The sequence below is a fragment of the Bacillus sp. NSP9.1 genome (assembly GCF_000465465.2).
GTDB lineage: Bacteria > Bacillota > Bacilli > Bacillales > Bacillaceae > Bacillus > Bacillus sonorensis_A.
Map to the genome: position 1 here is coordinate 2,415,128 of NZ_CP048273.1, position 16,657 is coordinate 2,431,784.

General features: G+C 44.5%; 21 protein-coding genes. 11 read left to right on the forward strand and 10 right to left on the reverse strand.

Features of this window, described 5'->3' with window-relative positions:
* Nucleotides 1-27: 27 nt before the first annotated feature.
* The 4 genes from M654_RS12590 to sspO form a co-directional block, all read right to left on the reverse strand.
* The gene (locus M654_RS12590) at nucleotides 28-456 is read right to left on the reverse strand and encodes a DUF2621 family protein (protein WP_026587243.1); all 429 of its coding nucleotides are present in this window, start codon (nucleotides 454-456) and stop codon (nucleotides 28-30) included.
* A gap of 250 nt (nucleotides 457-706) precedes the next feature.
* Nucleotides 707-1,078, reverse strand: coding sequence for an Hsp20/alpha crystallin family protein (locus M654_RS12595; RefSeq protein ID WP_026587244.1), 372 nt, complete (start codon nucleotides 1,076-1,078; stop codon nucleotides 707-709).
* Between the two features lie 131 nt (nucleotides 1,079-1,209).
* Nucleotides 1,210-1,356, reverse strand: a complete 147-nt coding sequence (locus M654_RS12600; RefSeq protein ID WP_026587245.1) for a small acid-soluble spore protein P — start codon at nucleotides 1,354-1,356, stop codon at nucleotides 1,210-1,212.
* Nucleotides 1,357-1,389: 33 nt separating this feature from the next.
* Nucleotides 1,390-1,536 (reverse strand): small acid-soluble spore protein SspO, encoded by a 147-nt coding sequence (sspO, locus tag M654_RS12605; RefSeq protein WP_026587246.1) that lies wholly within the window; start codon nucleotides 1,534-1,536, stop codon nucleotides 1,390-1,392.
* Nucleotides 1,537-1,769: 233 nt separating this feature from the next.
* Between sspO and acnA the strand changes: the two genes are divergently transcribed.
* The 7 genes from acnA to M654_RS12640 all read left to right on the forward strand — a co-directional run bounded on the left by acnA (nucleotide 1,770) and on the right by M654_RS12640 (nucleotide 6,587).
* Nucleotides 1,770-4,496, forward strand: a complete 2,727-nt coding sequence (gene acnA / locus M654_RS12610) for an aconitate hydratase AcnA (protein WP_026587247.1) — start codon at nucleotides 1,770-1,772, stop codon at nucleotides 4,494-4,496.
* Nucleotides 4,497-4,571: 75 nt separating this feature from the next.
* Nucleotides 4,572-5,054 (forward strand): peroxiredoxin family protein, encoded by a 483-nt coding sequence (locus M654_RS12615; RefSeq protein WP_026587248.1) that lies wholly within the window; start codon nucleotides 4,572-4,574, stop codon nucleotides 5,052-5,054.
* A gap of 93 nt (nucleotides 5,055-5,147) precedes the next feature.
* The gene (locus M654_RS12620) at nucleotides 5,148-5,273 is read left to right on the forward strand and encodes an FbpB family small basic protein (RefSeq protein WP_077736713.1); all 126 of its coding nucleotides are present in this window, start codon (nucleotides 5,148-5,150) and stop codon (nucleotides 5,271-5,273) included.
* 65 nt (nucleotides 5,274-5,338) lie between these two features.
* Nucleotides 5,339-5,482, forward strand: coding sequence for an acid-soluble spore protein N (locus tag M654_RS12625; protein WP_006637039.1), 144 nt, complete (start codon nucleotides 5,339-5,341; stop codon nucleotides 5,480-5,482).
* Nucleotides 5,483-5,510: 28 nt separating this feature from the next.
* Nucleotides 5,511-5,747, forward strand: coding sequence for a small acid-soluble spore protein Tlp (tlp, locus tag M654_RS12630; RefSeq protein WP_026587250.1), 237 nt, complete (start codon nucleotides 5,511-5,513; stop codon nucleotides 5,745-5,747).
* Nucleotides 5,748-5,861: 114 nt separating this feature from the next.
* Nucleotides 5,862-6,278 carry a YbgC/FadM family acyl-CoA thioesterase gene (locus M654_RS12635; RefSeq protein ID WP_026587251.1) on the forward strand — a complete coding sequence of 139 codons (417 nt, stop codon included), beginning with the start codon at nucleotides 5,862-5,864 and terminating at the stop codon, nucleotides 6,276-6,278.
* On the forward strand, nucleotides 6,279-6,587 hold the full coding sequence (locus tag M654_RS12640) for a hypothetical protein (RefSeq protein WP_026587252.1): 309 nt from the start codon (nucleotides 6,279-6,281) through the stop codon (nucleotides 6,585-6,587). It begins immediately after the preceding gene.
* 13 nt (nucleotides 6,588-6,600) lie between these two features.
* On the opposite strand, the gene M654_RS12645 is transcribed toward M654_RS12640, so the two are convergent.
* The 3 genes from M654_RS12645 to plsY form a co-directional block, all read right to left on the reverse strand.
* Nucleotides 6,601-6,768 carry a hypothetical protein gene (locus tag M654_RS12645; RefSeq protein WP_163170535.1) on the reverse strand — a complete coding sequence of 56 codons (168 nt, stop codon included), beginning with the start codon at nucleotides 6,766-6,768 and terminating at the stop codon, nucleotides 6,601-6,603.
* Nucleotides 6,755-7,042 carry a HesB/YadR/YfhF family protein gene (locus M654_RS12650; RefSeq protein ID WP_026587253.1) on the reverse strand — a complete coding sequence of 96 codons (288 nt, stop codon included), beginning with the start codon at nucleotides 7,040-7,042 and terminating at the stop codon, nucleotides 6,755-6,757. Before M654_RS12650 ends, M654_RS12645 begins: the two co-directional genes overlap by 14 nt.
* An 84-nt stretch (nucleotides 7,043-7,126) precedes the next feature.
* Nucleotides 7,127-7,720 (reverse strand): glycerol-3-phosphate 1-O-acyltransferase PlsY, encoded by a 594-nt coding sequence (gene plsY / locus M654_RS12655; protein ID WP_026587254.1) that lies wholly within the window; start codon nucleotides 7,718-7,720, stop codon nucleotides 7,127-7,129.
* Between the two features lie 179 nt (nucleotides 7,721-7,899).
* Here plsY and M654_RS12660 point away from each other — a divergent pair, with 179 nt between their 5' ends.
* From M654_RS12660 to parC, 3 genes are all read left to right on the forward strand, one after another.
* Nucleotides 7,900-8,313 (forward strand): CoA-binding protein, encoded by a 414-nt coding sequence (locus tag M654_RS12660; protein WP_026587255.1) that lies wholly within the window; start codon nucleotides 7,900-7,902, stop codon nucleotides 8,311-8,313.
* A gap of 319 nt (nucleotides 8,314-8,632) precedes the next feature.
* Nucleotides 8,633-10,600: a DNA topoisomerase IV subunit B gene (parE, locus tag M654_RS12665; RefSeq protein WP_026587256.1), complete on the forward strand. Its 1,968-nt coding sequence runs from the start codon at nucleotides 8,633-8,635 to the stop codon at nucleotides 10,598-10,600.
* Between the two features lie 4 nt (nucleotides 10,601-10,604).
* A complete protein-coding gene (gene parC / locus M654_RS12670; RefSeq protein WP_026587257.1) occupies nucleotides 10,605-13,028 on the forward strand; it encodes a DNA topoisomerase IV subunit A in 2,424 nt (807 codons plus the stop codon).
* A gap of 265 nt (nucleotides 13,029-13,293) precedes the next feature.
* Here the strand turns inward: parC and M654_RS12675 are convergent, their stop codons facing one another.
* The 3 genes from M654_RS12675 to M654_RS12680 all read right to left on the reverse strand — a co-directional run bounded on the left by M654_RS12675 (nucleotide 13,294) and on the right by M654_RS12680 (nucleotide 14,890).
* Nucleotides 13,294-14,076, reverse strand: coding sequence for a (S)-acetoin forming diacetyl reductase (locus M654_RS12675; RefSeq protein WP_026587258.1), 783 nt, complete (start codon nucleotides 14,074-14,076; stop codon nucleotides 13,294-13,296).
* A gap of 316 nt (nucleotides 14,077-14,392) precedes the next feature.
* A complete protein-coding gene (locus M654_RS24135; protein WP_256860391.1) occupies nucleotides 14,393-14,518 on the reverse strand; it encodes a hypothetical protein in 126 nt (41 codons plus the stop codon).
* Between the two features lie 27 nt (nucleotides 14,519-14,545).
* Nucleotides 14,546-14,890: a hypothetical protein gene (locus tag M654_RS12680; protein ID WP_026587259.1), complete on the reverse strand. Its 345-nt coding sequence runs from the start codon at nucleotides 14,888-14,890 to the stop codon at nucleotides 14,546-14,548.
* Nucleotides 14,891-15,213: 323 nt separating this feature from the next.
* On the opposite strand from M654_RS12680, the gene M654_RS12685 reads away from it, so the two are divergent.
* The gene (locus M654_RS12685; protein ID WP_026587260.1) at nucleotides 15,214-16,626 is read left to right on the forward strand and encodes an alanine/glycine:cation symporter family protein; all 1,413 of its coding nucleotides are present in this window, start codon (nucleotides 15,214-15,216) and stop codon (nucleotides 16,624-16,626) included.
* Nucleotides 16,627-16,657: the final 31 nt, after the last annotated feature.

A 16,657-nucleotide genomic window follows, 5' to 3' on the forward strand; every position in this document is an offset into this window, starting at 1 on the left:
TTTCCATCATTCCGGAAAGGTTTTGTTTTATTTAAAAAGCTCCTGGTATGGGGAGTGGTCAATGTTTTTTTCTCTCAGGCGCTTGAGGAGAAATTTATAATCTTTTTTCGGCGTGGCCATAATGTAGCCTCTGACGATTAAATCCTGATCGATTGTGCGGGCTTTTTCCTGTAGTGCCAGCTCGCCGATCTTTCCGGCTATTTTGGCTTTGGCTGTGTCGCGAAACAGCTCGGGAACGGGAGAAACAAGCTCTTCTAGCAAAGCTTTTTCTTCTTCTTTCCATAAATGCTTAGTCTGTTCGATATAATAATCCTGCCAGTCAAGCTCTGATTTTCCATCCTCTTTCGGAAGGCGCTTCAAAAATTTGCGGAACATGAAAAAGCCGCCGATGGATAAAAGGACGATCATGATCATGATCCAAGCGATTATCAGCCATAAAAACCATCCTTCCAGCATCTCTCATCACTCCTTTGTCTACAGACTATTGTACATGAAGCCGTATTAGAAGAACATAGAAAAAATAATATGAAATGGTAAGGACATTCACCTGGTCAAAAGAGATGCTAGAACATATTCTATCGTATAGCAATTCTCTATTCGGCCATGGAGAAATGCTAGAGGATATTTGACGAATGAACGGAAAAAACCCGGGTATTGGCTTATGACTGCAAGCTTTTACCCGGGTTTCTCGTTAAGGCTTTAAGAATTACAGGAAAGGAATGTTGAGAGAAACAGAAGCTTCATCTTGATTTGCTTCCTTGTTTATTTTAACGGAAAGGATCTTATTTTGGCATTCGGTTTCAATCTGTTTGTCATTCAGAAAAAAAGGAAGCATCAGCGTTTTTTCGTAATGCTGTTCATCGGTTCTCACTTTCAGCTTGAAATCATAGCCCGAAAATGTCATGTGCAGATGTTCGCAATTTAAATGGGATAAATCTGCTTCAATTATATAGTCGGTGCTCGTCTCGTATAAATCAATCGGAATTGTCTCGTCATAAAGGGCAAAAGGATCATCAAAAAACTGCTTCATCCATTCCTCGTCGAACTCCGGGTAATCGGACCGTTTGGCATTTGTCATTGAAGCATTCCTCCATACCTTTAGCCTTACGATAAGTTATGCAAGGCTTTGAAGACGTGTGAAGAGATTCCGCTGACAGGAAGGGGGGGCAATGAGAAAAACCTGCGTCAAAGAACGCAGGCTCCAATGCTTTACATATCGTGATTTGAATTATGCTTTTGTCTTGTATGGTTTCGGTTTTTCACTTTTTTGCTTCCGCTTAAGGGTTCAGGCTGTCCAGGCTGAGCACCCTTCGGCGCATTTTTGCGCATATCTTTGCCATCATTTTTATTTGTCAAAGTTAAGCCCTCCTTATTGTAGATCAAGCAGGATTATTGATTCGTTTTGCGTTTTTTGTTGTTTTGACGTTCCGCTTCTGTAAGAATGTGTTGATCATCTTCGATATAGCCCGCTCCATTCCCTTGGCGCTTCGCATTGTTCATTCCGTTTATCACATGATTTGCTTTTTGTTTTGCCAATCTCGATCACCTCAGACTGTAGTATATCCCCGGTCAGTGAGTTGTATAAAAAAATGTATTTCCAGTAAAATAAACTTTTTTCGTGCATAAGCCATTCTTATTGAATTTAATAAAAACATTGATATTTACTTATGTTTAAAATTGTTTTAAGATTAAATTGTGAGAAAATTGTGGTGAAATATGCCGGATTTTCAGGCATATGATCTTGATCTTTAAAGGGGGATTTTGGAGAAATGGCGAAACAGCAACAAGTCGCAAAAAAAGACGCTTTTCAATCAAGAAAAACGTTTACTGTACAAGGCAAAACGTACAGCTATTATTCTTTAAAAGCATTAGAGGATCAAGGAATCGGAAAAGTGTCAAAGCTGCCTTATTCCATTAAAGTCCTGCTGGAATCCGTACTTCGTCAAGTCGACGGAAGAGTCATTACAGAGGAGCATGTCGAAAATTTGGCAAAATGGGGCACTGCTGAATTAAAAGATATCGATGTTCCTTTTAAACCTTCCCGAGTTATTTTGCAGGATTTCACCGGTGTTCCTGCCGTCGTCGACCTTGCTTCATTAAGAAAAGCGATGGCTTCAGTCGGCGGTGATCCAGATAAAATCAATCCTGAAATTCCGGTTGACCTTGTCATCGACCACTCCGTACAGGTTGATAAAGCCGGAACAGAAGATGCGCTGACCGTTAACATGGACCTTGAATTCCAACGAAACGCAGAGCGTTATAAATTTTTAAGCTGGGCAAAGAAAGCGTTTAATAACTACCAGGCTGTTCCGCCTGCAACCGGAATTGTCCACCAGGTAAACCTTGAGTATTTGGCTAATGTCGTTCATGCCGTTGAAGAAGACGGCGAGATCGTCACATATCCGGATACGCTTGTCGGAACAGACTCTCATACAACGATGATCAACGGCATCGGCGTTCTCGGCTGGGGTGTCGGAGGAATTGAAGCTGAAGCGGGAATGCTCGGACAGCCTTCTTACTTCCCGGTTCCGGAAGTCATCGGCGCCAAGCTTGTCGGAAAGCTTCCGAACGGGACGACAGCGACAGACCTTGCGCTGAAAGTGACACAGGTGCTTCGCGAAAAAGGCGTTGTCGGCAAATTTGTTGAATTCTTCGGACCTGGTGTTGCCGAGCTTCCACTGGCCGACCGGGCGACAATCGCCAACATGGCTCCGGAATACGGTGCGACTTGCGGCTTCTTCCCTGTAGATGAAGAAGCATTGGAATACATGCGCTTAACAGGCCGTGATGATGAGCAAATCGCGGTTGTCAAAGAATATTGCCGTCAAAACGGACTGTTCTACACGCCTGATCAGGATGATCCTGTATTTACGGATATCGTTGAAATCGACTTGTCAAAAGTTGAAGCGAATCTTTCCGGACCGAAGCGTCCACAGGACTTGATTCCGCTGACGGAAATGAAAGATACGTTCCATAAGCATTTGACAAGCCCTGCAGGCAACCAGGGATTTGGCATGGACGCCTCCGAAGCTGACAAAGAAATCAAGTTTAAACTTGAAAACGGCGAAGAAGCGGTTATGAAAACAGGTGCGATCGCGATCGCTGCCATTACAAGCTGTACGAACACATCAAATCCGTATGTCTTGATCGGAGCAGGTCTCGTCGCGAAAAAAGCGGTGGAACTGGGCTTGAAAGTGCCGAACTATGTGAAAACATCACTGGCGCCGGGTTCCAAAGTCGTAACAGGCTACCTGGTCAATTCCGGACTGCTTCCATATATGCGCAAGCTTGGCTTCAACATTGTCGGCTACGGATGTACCACTTGTATCGGAAACTCCGGCCCGCTTGCGCCTGAAATCGAAAAAGCGGTTGCTGAAAACGATCTCCTGATTACGTCTGTCCTTTCAGGAAACCGTAACTTTGAAGGCCGGATTCACCCGCTTGTTAAAGGAAACTATCTGGCGTCTCCGCCGCTTGTCGTTGCATATGCATTGGCTGGTACGGTCGACATCGACTTGAAAAACGAACCGATCGGTGTCGGCAAAGACGGACAAAACGTATACTTTAACGACATTTGGCCGTCTATGGACGAAATCAACTCCGTCGTGAAGCAAACGGTGACACCTGAGCTGTTCAGAAAAGAATACGAGCGCGTCTTTGATGACAACGAGCGCTGGAATGCGATCGAAACAACAGATGAAGCTCTTTATAAATGGGATGAGGAGTCAACTTACATCCAAAATCCGCCGTTCTTTGAGAACATGTCGGTGGAGCCTGGAACCGTTGAACCGTTAAAAGGCTTGCGCGTTGTCGGCAAATTCGGAGATTCTGTCACAACAGACCATATTTCTCCAGCGGGAGCGATCGGCAAAGATACACCGGCCGGAAAATATCTTCAGGAAAAAGGCGTTTCTCCAAGAGACTTCAACTCATACGGTTCAAGACGCGGAAATCATGAAGTCATGATGAGAGGAACATTCGCCAACATCAGAATCAAGAACCAAATCGCTCCTGGCACAGAAGGCGGCTATACAACCTACTGGCCAACCGGAGAGGTCATGTCGATCTATGATGCCTGCATGAAATACAAAGAAAACGGCACAGGCCTCATCGTCATTGCCGGAAAAGACTACGGAATGGGATCTTCACGTGACTGGGCGGCCAAAGGGACCAACCTGCTCGGCATTAAAACGGTCATTGCCGAAAGCTTTGAACGGATTCACAGAAGCAACCTTGTGCTGATGGGTGTTCTTCCGCTGCAATTCAAAGAAGGAGAAAACGCCGAAACGCTGGGCTTGACTGGCAAAGAAACGATTGAAGTCGACGTCAGCGAATCCGTCCGTCCTCGCGATCTTGTTCAAGTGAGAGCGATTGGCGAAGATGGCACAGTCAAATCGTTTGAAGCCGTTGTCCGTTTTGACAGCGAAGTGGAAATCGACTACTACCGCCACGGCGGAATTCTGCAAATGGTGCTTCGCGATAAAATGAAACAGTAGATATCCGCGGAAGAGAGCGCACTTTAGCGCTTCTCTTCTTTTTGTCAGTAAAACGCGGAAATGTGGAGGATGTCGATGGTTAAAAAAACGCTTGCTGTACTGATCCTGCTTGTCTTGGCCGGTGCTGCCATCTGGAATTTCACAATGCAAAAAAAAGCGGAAATCGGGATTGAAAAAGGGGATCAAGCACCGGATTTTACACTTCCATCGTTAAAAGGCGAAAAAAACGTCTCATTGTCCAATTTCAAGGGCCGGAAAGTGATCCTTAATTTTTGGGCGACATGGTGCAAACCTTGTCAGACGGAAATGCCTGCGATGGAAGAGCTTCAAAACGAACATCAAGACATCACCGTTTTAGCTGTCAATTTCACATCAGCCGAGAAAAACCGCGAGACGGTTGAATCATTTGCCGAAAAGCTTGGCTTAACGTTTCCGATCGTTCTAGATCGAGAGGGCATCAATGCCAAGTACGAGATTTTTTCCTATCCGACGACCTACATTATTGATGAAAACGGCATCATCCAAGACATCGTTTTAGGAACCATGACAAAAAAATAATGAAAGAAAAGCTGGGTTTATAAAAAATCCCGGCTTTTTTGCTTATATTGGGCTAAAAATGGCGAAAATGAATACAAGCTGGAGGTGATTCTGATGAAAAAAACAAAACGTCGGACATTTGAAGAACTTGTCTCAGAAAATAAGAAGGAGCTTTTAAGCAACCAGGAGTTCCTCGATCGGCTGGAGGACAGGCTTGAAGAGAAATTCAAGCTGAAGTGACGATAGAAAACGTTCATGTTTTTTCTTCTTTTTGAGAATCCTAATTCTTAAAAGGAGGGATGGACATGCCGAGAGAGCATGACAAACAGGCGAAATTTGCCCCGAGCCACCTCGGGACAAAGCCGGTTGAATACAAGCGGAACAAAGGCAAAAAAATGCATGATAAATCGGGAGAAACGCCGATTATTATGCAGACAAAAGGCGAATAATGTTGGAAAAGGAGGCGTATACAGCATGATGGAAAAACAGCAGCATCATCCGGATGACAGATCAGACAACGTGGAAAAGCTTCAAGACATGGTACAGAATACGATTGAAAACATCGAGGAATCCGAAGAACAGCTGTCTTTTGCAAGCGGTGAAGAGAAGCAGCAAATCCGTGAGAAAAACGAACGCCGAAATGAAAGCATTGAAGCTATGCGCAATGAAATTCATGACGAGGCTAAAAGCCAAAAACAAGAATATGATCAATAAACCAGGGCAACCTGGTTTTTTTGCATGGCTCATACATAAGCCGCCTGCCGTGTGTTTGGTCATACCTTATGCTAAAATAGAGTTATACATTGCTGATAAGGGAGTAGAAGGAATTTGTACGTCTCAAAAAAAGAAATAGAAGTACGCTATGCTGAAACAGATCAAATGGGTATTGTGTATCACGCCAACTACCTGATTTGGATGGAGGTGGGCCGGACGGCTTTAATAAAAGAACTCGGTTTTTCCTATGCCGAAATGGAGAAAGACGGTGTGCTTTCTCCTGTCGTGGATGTCAATGTCCGCTACGTCAAACCGCTGCGCTATGGAGAAACCGCGATGGTACATACATGGATTGAAGATTACAATGGATTTAAAACGGTCTATGGGTATGAGATTTTAAACTCTGCCGGAGAAACGGCTGTGAAAGGAACGTCTTCCCATATTTGCGTCGACCAGGACAGCTTCAAGCCGCTTCAATTCCGTAAACTTTATCCAAAATGGCATCAGGCGTACGAAGAGGCGAAAAAATAAATGGCCTTTGGAATCACCAGGCGCGAGCTGAACAAATGGAAACAAGCGGTATTAAACGGGGAAATCGCCTTTCTGACGCATTATTGGATTGATGACAGGTTTCCTGAGGCCCGCACCGTGACAAAAGCGGGCTGCCAAAACATTGAAAAGCTTGCCGCATGGGGCAAAAAGTACGGTTTGAAAGAAGAGTGGATTCACAAAAGAGGCGAATTTCCCCATTTTGATTTGCTGGGGAAAAAGCAAATCGACATTTTAAAAAAAGAACAGCTCTTCAGCCATATCGAACGCTTTCGGCTTGAAAAACGATAAAAAAAGAACGCATTTAAGCGTTCTTTTTTTTTACTGATTCAAAAACCGGTTCTTCAGATGATTCATTGTACGTGACGAGCAAATCGTGGCCGTCGAAATACCAGACATCGCTTTCTTCGATAAAAAACGTAATCCCATCAAAAAGAACGCATTTAAGCGTTCTTTTTTTACTGATATTCAAAAACCGGTTCTTCAGATGATTCATTGTACGTGACGAGCAAATCGTGGCCGTCGAAATACCAGACATCGCTTTCTTCGATAAAAAACGTAATCCCATCTGCTTCTGCGCTCGCCCCGATTTGCTGAGGCTCATCTTTTGAAACACCGAGGGAGAAGCCTTTTTGAACATTGCTGCAACCGCCGTAACGGACAAAGAAGCGAACCTGATCCCCTTTTTTCAAATCAAGCTCGTCCTTATACCAATTCAGCGCATCTTCATTAATTTTCAAATTCACGAGCAAGCACTCTCCTTTATCATTCATTTCAAATATGTGCTGCCTTTATAGTATATAATGATTGAACCGATTGATGAAAGGCATCTACCTTTTACCGGACATCCATTTTATTTTCGGTTCGGTTTTATCGATAATCCGCTTAATGTTCATTCTGTGTCTGTATATGACAAACACCGTAAGAACGACGACGACCGCCACCAAAAAGAGGTCTTTTGTGAACAGGCTGTAGATGGTGGTATACAGGCCGGTTAAAATGGATGAAAGCGATACATACTTTGTCATATACAAAAACAGGAAAAACACAGCGACCATGGTAAGAAACAATAGAGGCTGATAGCACAATAATACGCCTCCTGAGGTAGCGACAGCTTTTCCGCCTTTAAACTTTGCGAAAACAGGGAACATGTGCCCGATCACCGCGGCCACTCCCGCAAATAAAGGGTGAACGCCGACGTGCAGGATGGCCGGCAAAAAAGCGGCAAGCGTCCCTTTTAAGATATCCGCGGCGATGACAATCGAGCCCGCTTTAACGCCGAGCGTCCTGAATGCGTTGGTGGCTCCGAGATTGCCGCTGCCGTGTTCTCTGATATCAATTCCTTTGGCAGCTTTTCCGACAATCAAGCCGGACGGAATGCTGCCGAGTAGATAGGCTAACAAAAATAATAAAGCAATAAACATTTCATTTCTCCTTTTTAGATGATCCCTTCTCTTTATTTTAACATGAGAGGCACCTTCTCTGAGGATTTTTATTGGTATGTACCCGTATATATCATACAGGATAATGCGATGCAATCATATGAAAATTTTGATTGCGGCGATTGTTTTCGTGTAAACTAATAAATAAAGGAGTGAGCGGTATGGAAAACCCATCTAAACAGGAAATTAAAAAGATTCTTGAAAACAGCAAGCGAATCGCGGTCGTCGGCCTCTCAAACAATCCGGAGAGAACGTCGTACATGGTTTCAAAAGCGATGCAGGAAGCGGGCTATGATATTATCCCCGTCAATCCGACTATCGATGAAGCGCTCGGAGTGAAGGCTGTGGCGTCTTTAAAGGATATTGAAGGACATGTGGATATCGTTAATGTGTTTAGAAGATCTGAGCATCTTTTAGATGTCGCTGAGGAGTTTTTGGAGATCGATGCCGACGTGTTTTGGGCGCAGCAGGGACTTGTCAATGAAGACGCATATCAGCTGCTGAGTGAAAAGGGCTATACAGTCGTTATGGATTTGTGCATAAAAGTGGCCCATGCGCTGACCAAATCGGCATAAAAAAGACAAAAATCCTTGAAAAAACAAGGGTTTTTGTCTTTTTTATACGAGATTATGTTTGCGATTTATTGTGAAACAGATACAATAAGTCTTGGACAGTTTTTTTAAGAATGATTTTCCAAATACTTTTAAACAGCCTTGTATTGTGCCGAAAGATTCGTGTAAAATGACGTCTGTCATTCAATCGGCTAAAGGTTAACGAAATCATGACAAATCTTTGAAGCGGTCGAAAGAAAATCGGATATCGCTTTGATTTGCATGTCAGAGTGTGTATTATTCTTTATAAGCAATGTTTGATTTTTGAAAGGGGTTTATGCATTTGGTTAAAAAACAGCAGGTTGACTATAATGATGATTCCATACAGGTGCTCGAAGGCCTTGAAGCGGTCAGAAAACGCCCCGGCATGTACATCGGTTCAACGGACAGCCGCGGCTTGCACCATCTCGTTTATGAAATCGTCGATAATTCCGTTGACGAAGTTCTGGCGGGCCACGGGGATCACATTATAGTGAAAATACATAAAGATAACAGCATATCGGTGCAAGACAGAGGCCGGGGAATGCCAACAGGAATGCATAAGCTCGGCAAACCGACTCCGGAAATTATTTTAACCGTCCTTCACGCAGGAGGTAAATTCGGCCAAGGCGGCTATAAAACGAGCGGAGGTCTGCACGGTGTCGGTGCATCCGTCGTCAACGCTCTGTCCGAATGGCTGACGGTGACGATCGAACGGGACGGAAATGTCTACAAACAGCGGTTTGAAAACGGCGGTAAACCGGTAACATCCCTTGAGAAAATCGGAACGACTAAAAAAACCGGCACCCTGATTCATTTTAAGCCGGACCCCAAGATGTTCAGCACGACGACCTATAACTTTGAAACGCTTTCAGAACGGCTGAGAGAATCAGCCTTTTTATTAAAAGGATTAAAAATTGAGCTGATTGATGAACGCCATCAAACGAAAGAAACTTTTTTGTATGAAACCGGCATCGAAGCTTTCGTCGCTTATTTGAACGAAGAAAAAGACGCGCTTTGCGAAGTGGTTTCCTTTGAAGGCGAACATAACGGGATCGAAGTCGATTTCGCGTTCCAGTTTAATGACGGCTATTCCGAAAACATACTGTCCTTTGTCAACAATGTCAGGACGAAGGACGGCGGGACCCATGAGTCCGGAGCCAAAACAGCGATGACGAGAGCATTCAACGAGTATGCGAGAAAGGTTGCGCTGTTAAAAGAAAAGGACAAAAATCTGGAAGGAACGGATATCAGAGAAGGATTGTCTGCGATCGTTTCTGTGCGCATACCGGAAGAGCTTCTTCAGTTTGAAGGACAGACAAAAGGCAAGCTCGGCACAAGTGAAGCAAGATCAGCGGTTGACGCTATCGTTTCCGAGCAGCTCGCCTATTTCCTTGAAGAAAATAGAGAAACCGCGACTTTGCTTGTGAAAAAGGCCATCAAAGCTTCACAGGCAAGGGAAGCAGCCCGAAAAGCAAGAGAAGAAGCGAGAAGCGGCAAAAAGAGAAAAAAATCGGAAGCGACATTAAGCGGTAAACTGACGCCTGCCCAATCAAGAAACCCGGCTAAAAACGAACTGTATCTTGTTGAGGGTGATTCTGCAGGCGGTTCAGCCAAGCAGGGAAGAGACCGGAAATTCCAGGCGGTTCTGCCGCTCCGCGGAAAGGTCATCAACACAGAAAAAGCAAAGCTTGCCGATATCTTCAAAAATGAAGAAATTAATACGATCATTCATGCGATAGGCGGGGGCGTCGGCGTCGATTTTGATATTGAAGACATCAACTATGACAAAGTCATCATCATGACGGATGCCGATACAGACGGTGCGCATATCCAGGTGCTTCTGTTAACCTTTTTCTACCGCTATATGAAACCGCTGATCGAGCACGGAAAAGTGTTTATCGCGCTGCCGCCGCTCTATAAGGTCAGCAAGGGCTCAGGCAAAAAAGAAATCGTTGAGTACGCCTGGTCTGATGAAGAAATGGACGATGTTCTGAAAAAAGTCGGAAAAGGATATACGATACAGCGCTATAAAGGTCTCGGAGAAATGAATGCAGATCAGCTTTGGGAAACGACGATGAACCCTGAATCAAGGACGCTCGTCAGGGTCAAAATCGATGATGCGGCCCGCGTTGAACGGCGCGTAACGACATTGATGGGGGACAAAGTTGAACCGAGGAGAAAGTGGATTGAGAAAAATGTCGCTTTCGGACTTGATGAAGAAAGCAATATTTTGGAAAATGAGAACTTATCGGTCGCTGAGGAGGTTTAAATAAATGGCACAGCCAGAGATTTTTCATGATTTACCATTGGAAGACGTGATCGGCGACCGTTTCGGCCGATACAGCAAATACATCATTCAAGACCGGGCGCTTCCTGATGCGCGCGATGGACTGAAGCCGGTGCAAAGGAGAATTCTATACGCCATGCACGCGGAAGGAAACACGCATGACAAAAACTTCCGCAAAGCCGCGAAAACGGTCGGGAATGTGATCGGGAACTACCATCCGCACGGGGACAGTTCCGTGTACGAAGCGATGGTGAGGATGAGCCAGGATTGGAAGGTTCGCAACGTGCTGATTGAAATGCACGGAAACAACGGAAGCATCGACGGCGATCCGCCCGCTGCGATGCGTTATACAGAAGCGAGGCTTTCGGCGATTGCTTCAGAGCTTTTGCGGGACATCGATAAAGAAACGGTCGAGTTTGTGCCGAACTTTGATGATACAAGCAAGGAGCCTGTTGTTCTGCCGGCGATGTTCCCGAATTTGCTTGTGAACGGATCGACGGGAATATCCGCGGGATATGCGACAGACATCCCGCCTCACAACCTAGGAGAAGTGATCGACGCCGTCATTAAACGAATCGATTCGCCCAACTGCAGTGTTGATGAACTCATGGAGCTTGTCAAAGGGCCCGATTTTCCGACAGGCGGCATCATCCAGGGGAAAGAAGGCATTAAAAAGGCCTATGAAACCGGAAAAGGCAAAATCATCATCAGAGGAAAAGCCGAGATCGAAACGATTAGAGGCGGCCGCCAGCAAATTGTCATCACGGAAATTCCGTTTGAAGTCAATAAAGCAAATTTAGTGAAAAAAATCGACGAATTCCGGATTGAGCGCAAAGTTGAAGGAATTTCCGAAGTCCGCGATGAGACCGATCGCACAGGTCTCAGAATCGTGATCGAACTGAAAAAAGAAGCGGATGCACAAGGTATTTTGAATTTCTTGTATAAAAATGCGGATCTGCAAATTCCATACAACTTCAACATGGTCGCCATCCATAACAGAAGACCGATGCTGATGAATCTCACTTCTATTTTAGATGCCTATATCGAGCATCAGAAAGAAGTGATCACCAATCGTTCTCAGTATGAGCTGAGAAAGGCGAAGGAAAGGCATCATATCGTCGAAGGATTGATGAAAGCACTGTCGATCCTCGATGAAGTCATCTCGACGATCCGCTCTTCAAATGATAAGCGGGACGCCAAAAACAACTTGATTGCAAAGTTCGCATTCACAGAACCGCAGGCGGAAGCCATCGTTTCCTTGCAGCTGTACAGATTGACAAACACCGATATAACCGCTTTGCAGGAAGAAGCGAAAGAGCTGAATCGGAAAATACAGGAGCTGGAAGCGATCCTTTCTAATGATCGGAAGCTTTTGAAGGTCATCAAAGACAACTTGAAAAAGTTGAAAAAAACCTATGCAGGCGAGAGGCTCTCTGTGATCGAAGAAAAGATCGAAGAGATCAAAATCAACCTTGAAGTAATGGTAGCCTCAGAGGACGTCTATGTAACCGTAACGAAAGACGGCTATATCAAACGTACAAGCCAAAGATCGTTTGCCGCTTCAAACGGACAGGATTTCGGCATGAAGGATACCGACCGTCTGCTTTGCCAACTGGAAATGAACACGACAGATGTGCTGCTTTTGTTTACGAACAAAGGAAGCTATGTGTATTGTCCGGTTCACCAGCTGCCGGATATCAGGTGGAAAGACCTTGGTCAGCATATTACGAACATCATTTCCATTGACAGTGATGAGTCTGTCGTCAAAGCGATTCCTGTCAGGGAATTTACCGAGTCGGAATATCTTCTGTTTTTCACGAAAAACGGAATGACGAAAAGAACGCAGCTTCTTCAATATAAAGCACAGCGTTATTCAAAAGCCTTGGTCGCGCTTAATTTAAAAGGCGATGACGAAGTGGTCGATGTCCATGTCACAGACGGGACGAAAGACGTATTCATCGCTACACATACAGGCTATGGCTTATGGTTCACAGAGGAAGAAATCAGTGTTGTCGGCGCCAGAGCGGCCGGTGTTAAAGGCGTGAACTTAAAAGAAGGCGATTTTGTCGTCTCAGGACAGATTTTAGAGGAATCAGATGTGCTCGTCCTCGTCACACAGCGCGGCTCAGTCAAGCGAATGAATCGCAGCGAATTCGAAAAAACCTCGCGGGCCAAACGGGGCGTTCTCATGCTGCGGGAACTGAAGAAAAAACCTCACCGCATCGCCGGACTGCTTGCCTGCTCATATCATGACCAGATCATGATTCAAACTGAAAAAGGCTCCGCAGAGGAGATGCTTGTCAAAGAAATCAAACTGCATGACCGGTACAGCAACGGTTCATTCATCATCGACGAAGATGAAGCCGGAAAAGTAACAGATGTCTGGCTTAGCAAACATGAACAGGAGTGAGATAAAACTGCACTCCAATTGTCAGACAAGGTCTAGGGGGATCACCAGCAAAACGCGGATTTACAACATTGCCTCCTTGGCATTTAGTGAGGAATTTAAAAAATAAAATCAACCATCAAAAAGAGCCGGAGATCGTTTTTTGATCATCCGACTCTTTTTGAGTATTTCAGGCTGGTTATGTCCCAGCCTCTTTTTACGTTATTACTTAATATTTGGTTCAGAGTGAAGACATTCGTTCAGCTGATCCGTGCAGGTTGTTTTAACCTTAATTGAACACCATCCCGCCATCGATGATAAGTGCTTGACCAGTCATATAATCTGAATCTGGTCCTGCAAGGTAGGAAACGCATGCCGCTACATCTTCCGGTTCGGATAAGCGTTTTAATGCAATATTTTGAGAGAATTGCTCCAATCCCCATTCAAATGGCTTGCCTGCTTCATGAGCGGTTTGCTGTGCAATGTCCATCATCATCGGCGTTTTTACGATACCCGGACAAAAGGCGTTTACAGTAATACCTAACTCAGCTAGATCTTTTGCTGCCGTTTGGGTGATACCGCGAACAGCGAACTTTGTTCCGCCGTAAACGGCTAAGCCCGGATTGCCGACTTGACCGGCTTGAGAAGAAGCATTAATGATTTTTCCGCCGTGTCCAAGTTCTTTGAAGGCTTTTACAGCTGCTTGTATTCCCCAATAAGTACCGCCAACATTAACATCATAGACTTTCCGATAATCTTCATATGTAATGCTTTCAATAGGGGTGGTTGGTCCAAGACCTGCATTATTGATCACCACATCAAGACCGCCAAGACGTTTTACTGTTTCATCGACAGCTTTAAAAACATCATCACGATCAGCAACATCTACTTTAACCGCGATTGCTTTGCCGTTAAGCTTGTTAATGTCCTCAGCAACTTGTGTTGCAGTTTCTTCATTATAATCAGCAACTGCAACAGCGAATCCGTCCTCTGCCAAGCGTTTGCAGATTGCTTCACCAATTCCTTGGCCGCCGCCGGTAACAAAAGCAATTTTTTCAGATACTTTACTCATATGAACATCTTCTTTCTATAAGTAATTGGTACAGGAGTATTATATCTTATATGTGTAGATTTGAGGTAAAGCCGCGGCATTTGTCGAAAAGATGTTTAAAATTTTTCGAAAAAATTTAATAGTTTTTAAAGGAGGCGAAAAACTGTGTGTCAGACTATAAAAGGGATGTTCCACTATAAAACAGCGATTCAGTTCAATCACTAAACGGATGAAGAGCAAATGAAAAGGCATGAATCCGTGCAATGCCGGACTCATGCCAATCAAACTGTTTCATGAAATTTTATTGTCTAACTTTTTGGGGCACTGCAAATATCATTCAGCTGTCCTGGCGATTAAACAGATCGGTAATCGCGTGCATGAATTCAATTCCTTGAAATACAAACAAGTTTAAAGCTGTCAATGAAAAGAGCCCGATAATCACCATTCTTATGATAAATAACATGTTTAAAAACCTCCTGTTTTAGTATGGTTATGGTTTTAGAACATGCGCTTTATCGAAATAAGAAGAGTGATAGAAAACTGCGAGCATAAATGCCTTCAGATGTTCTTTCCGCCGGTTCAGAATGTAAACTTGACTGGTAGCGGCAGCTAAGATTAAGAGCAGTATGAATTCAATTCGAAACCCGAGTGAATTCCATAATGATTTAGCCTTTTCCTCACCATGCTTGCCGATTGACAGTTCGTGAAGCTCATCGCCTGAAACTGCGGCTTTTTGTACATGATGATTTGCCGGCATCTGGGGCATTGAGAACGAATGAAGGCTCGCAATGACTAAAAAGAACATAGACAATTGCAGTAACAATGTCTTTTTCATCAGATCTCATCCCCTTAACGTCTCATAATCTTAACATATTTTATTAGATAATAAAAGATGATTTTTTTGTGACAGTTTTGCTTTATTTGTTGACAAATTCCTTGGGTTTTCGAGGACCATCACAATGAAAGCGCTTTTTTATATATGATTACACGTGTATCTCTGTTATAATGAGAATCGGGACTAAAGTAATGATGACGCCATAAATATACAGGATTAAAAAACAGAAAATTCTATCTAGTTTTGCTTGCGTCATGATTATGATATAATCCTATCATGTTAGGAAACTTAACATCAAAATCAGTTTGTTGCAGGAGGGTGCTATGGAAGAAATTTTAAGCGAAATTATTAATGTCCCAAGCGGTTTTATTTGGACTTATTTAGTCTATATATTAATAGGTATAGGACTGTATTTTACTTTTAAACTGAGATTTGTCCAATTTCGTTATTTCTTTGAGATGTTTCGTATTGTCGGCCAAAAAGAAGAGAAAGGGCAAGGCGTTTCGTCTTTGCAGGCTTTCTTTATCTCAGCAGCTTCGCGGGTAGGAACGGGAAACCTGACCGGTGTGGCGCTGGCTGTTGCGACCGGCGGACCCGGAGCGGTCTTTTGGATGTGGGTTGTCGCTCTTGTAGGGATGGCATCAAGCTTTGTCGAGAGCACATTGGCCCAAGTCTATAAAGTAAAGGACGGCGATCATTTCCGCGGCGGTCCGGCTTATTACATGGAAAAAGCGCTCGGCGCCAGATGGATGGGCATTATCTTTGCCGTTTTAATTACGATTACATTCGGCTTGATCTTTAATGCGGTGCAAGCCAATACGATCGTCGGCTCCATGGAAGGGGCTTTCAACCTTGATAAAACAACGGTCGGAATTGTTCTTGCGGTATTGACCGGATTTATTATTTTCGGCGGCTTGAAACGGGTTGTAACAGTCACGCAATTAATTGTTCCCGTCATGGCCATCATTTATCTTGCCTTGGCTCTTTACGTCGTACTGACGAACATTTCGCAGCTGCCGGCTGTCTTTGCCATGATCGTGAAGGATGCGTTTGGCATCGAACAGATCGCAGGGGGTACCTTGGGATCGCTCATCATCATCGGTGCCAAGCGCGGTTTATTTTCAAATGAAGCCGGAATGGGAAGCGCGCCGAACGCGGCGGCGACTGCCAATGTGTCTCACCCCGCAAAACAAGGCTTTATCCAAACGCTCGGTGTATTCTTTGATACGATTGTCATCTGCAGTGCGACAGCCTTTATGATCCTTTTGTTCAATTTGACGCCGGGCAAAGAGCTTGACGGCATTCAGATTACACAAGCAGCGATGCAGCATCATATCGGAAGCTGGGCGCCTGCGTTTGTCGCCGTGGCGATTTTCCTGTTCGCTTTCAGCTCAATCGTCGGGAACTACTACTATGGTGAAACAAATATCGAATTTATTAAAAAGAGCAAAACGGCGCTTGCCGTTTATCGCGCGGCAGTTGTCGCAATGGTGATTTTCGGATCCGTCTCCGGCTTTCAGCTCGTATGGGACATGGCCGATTTATTCATGGGCTTAATGGCCATCATCAACCTGATCGCGATTCTCCTCCTGTCAGGAATCGCGGCCAAAGTGCTCAAGGATTATACAGCACAGCGTAAAGAAGGGAAGAATCCGGTCTTTAAAGCGAGCTCTATACCGGGGCTGAAGAATACAGAGGCTTGGGAAGATGAGAAGGAAACACTTAAATCAAAATAAAAGATGAAAAAGGCGTCTTGTAGATGACGCC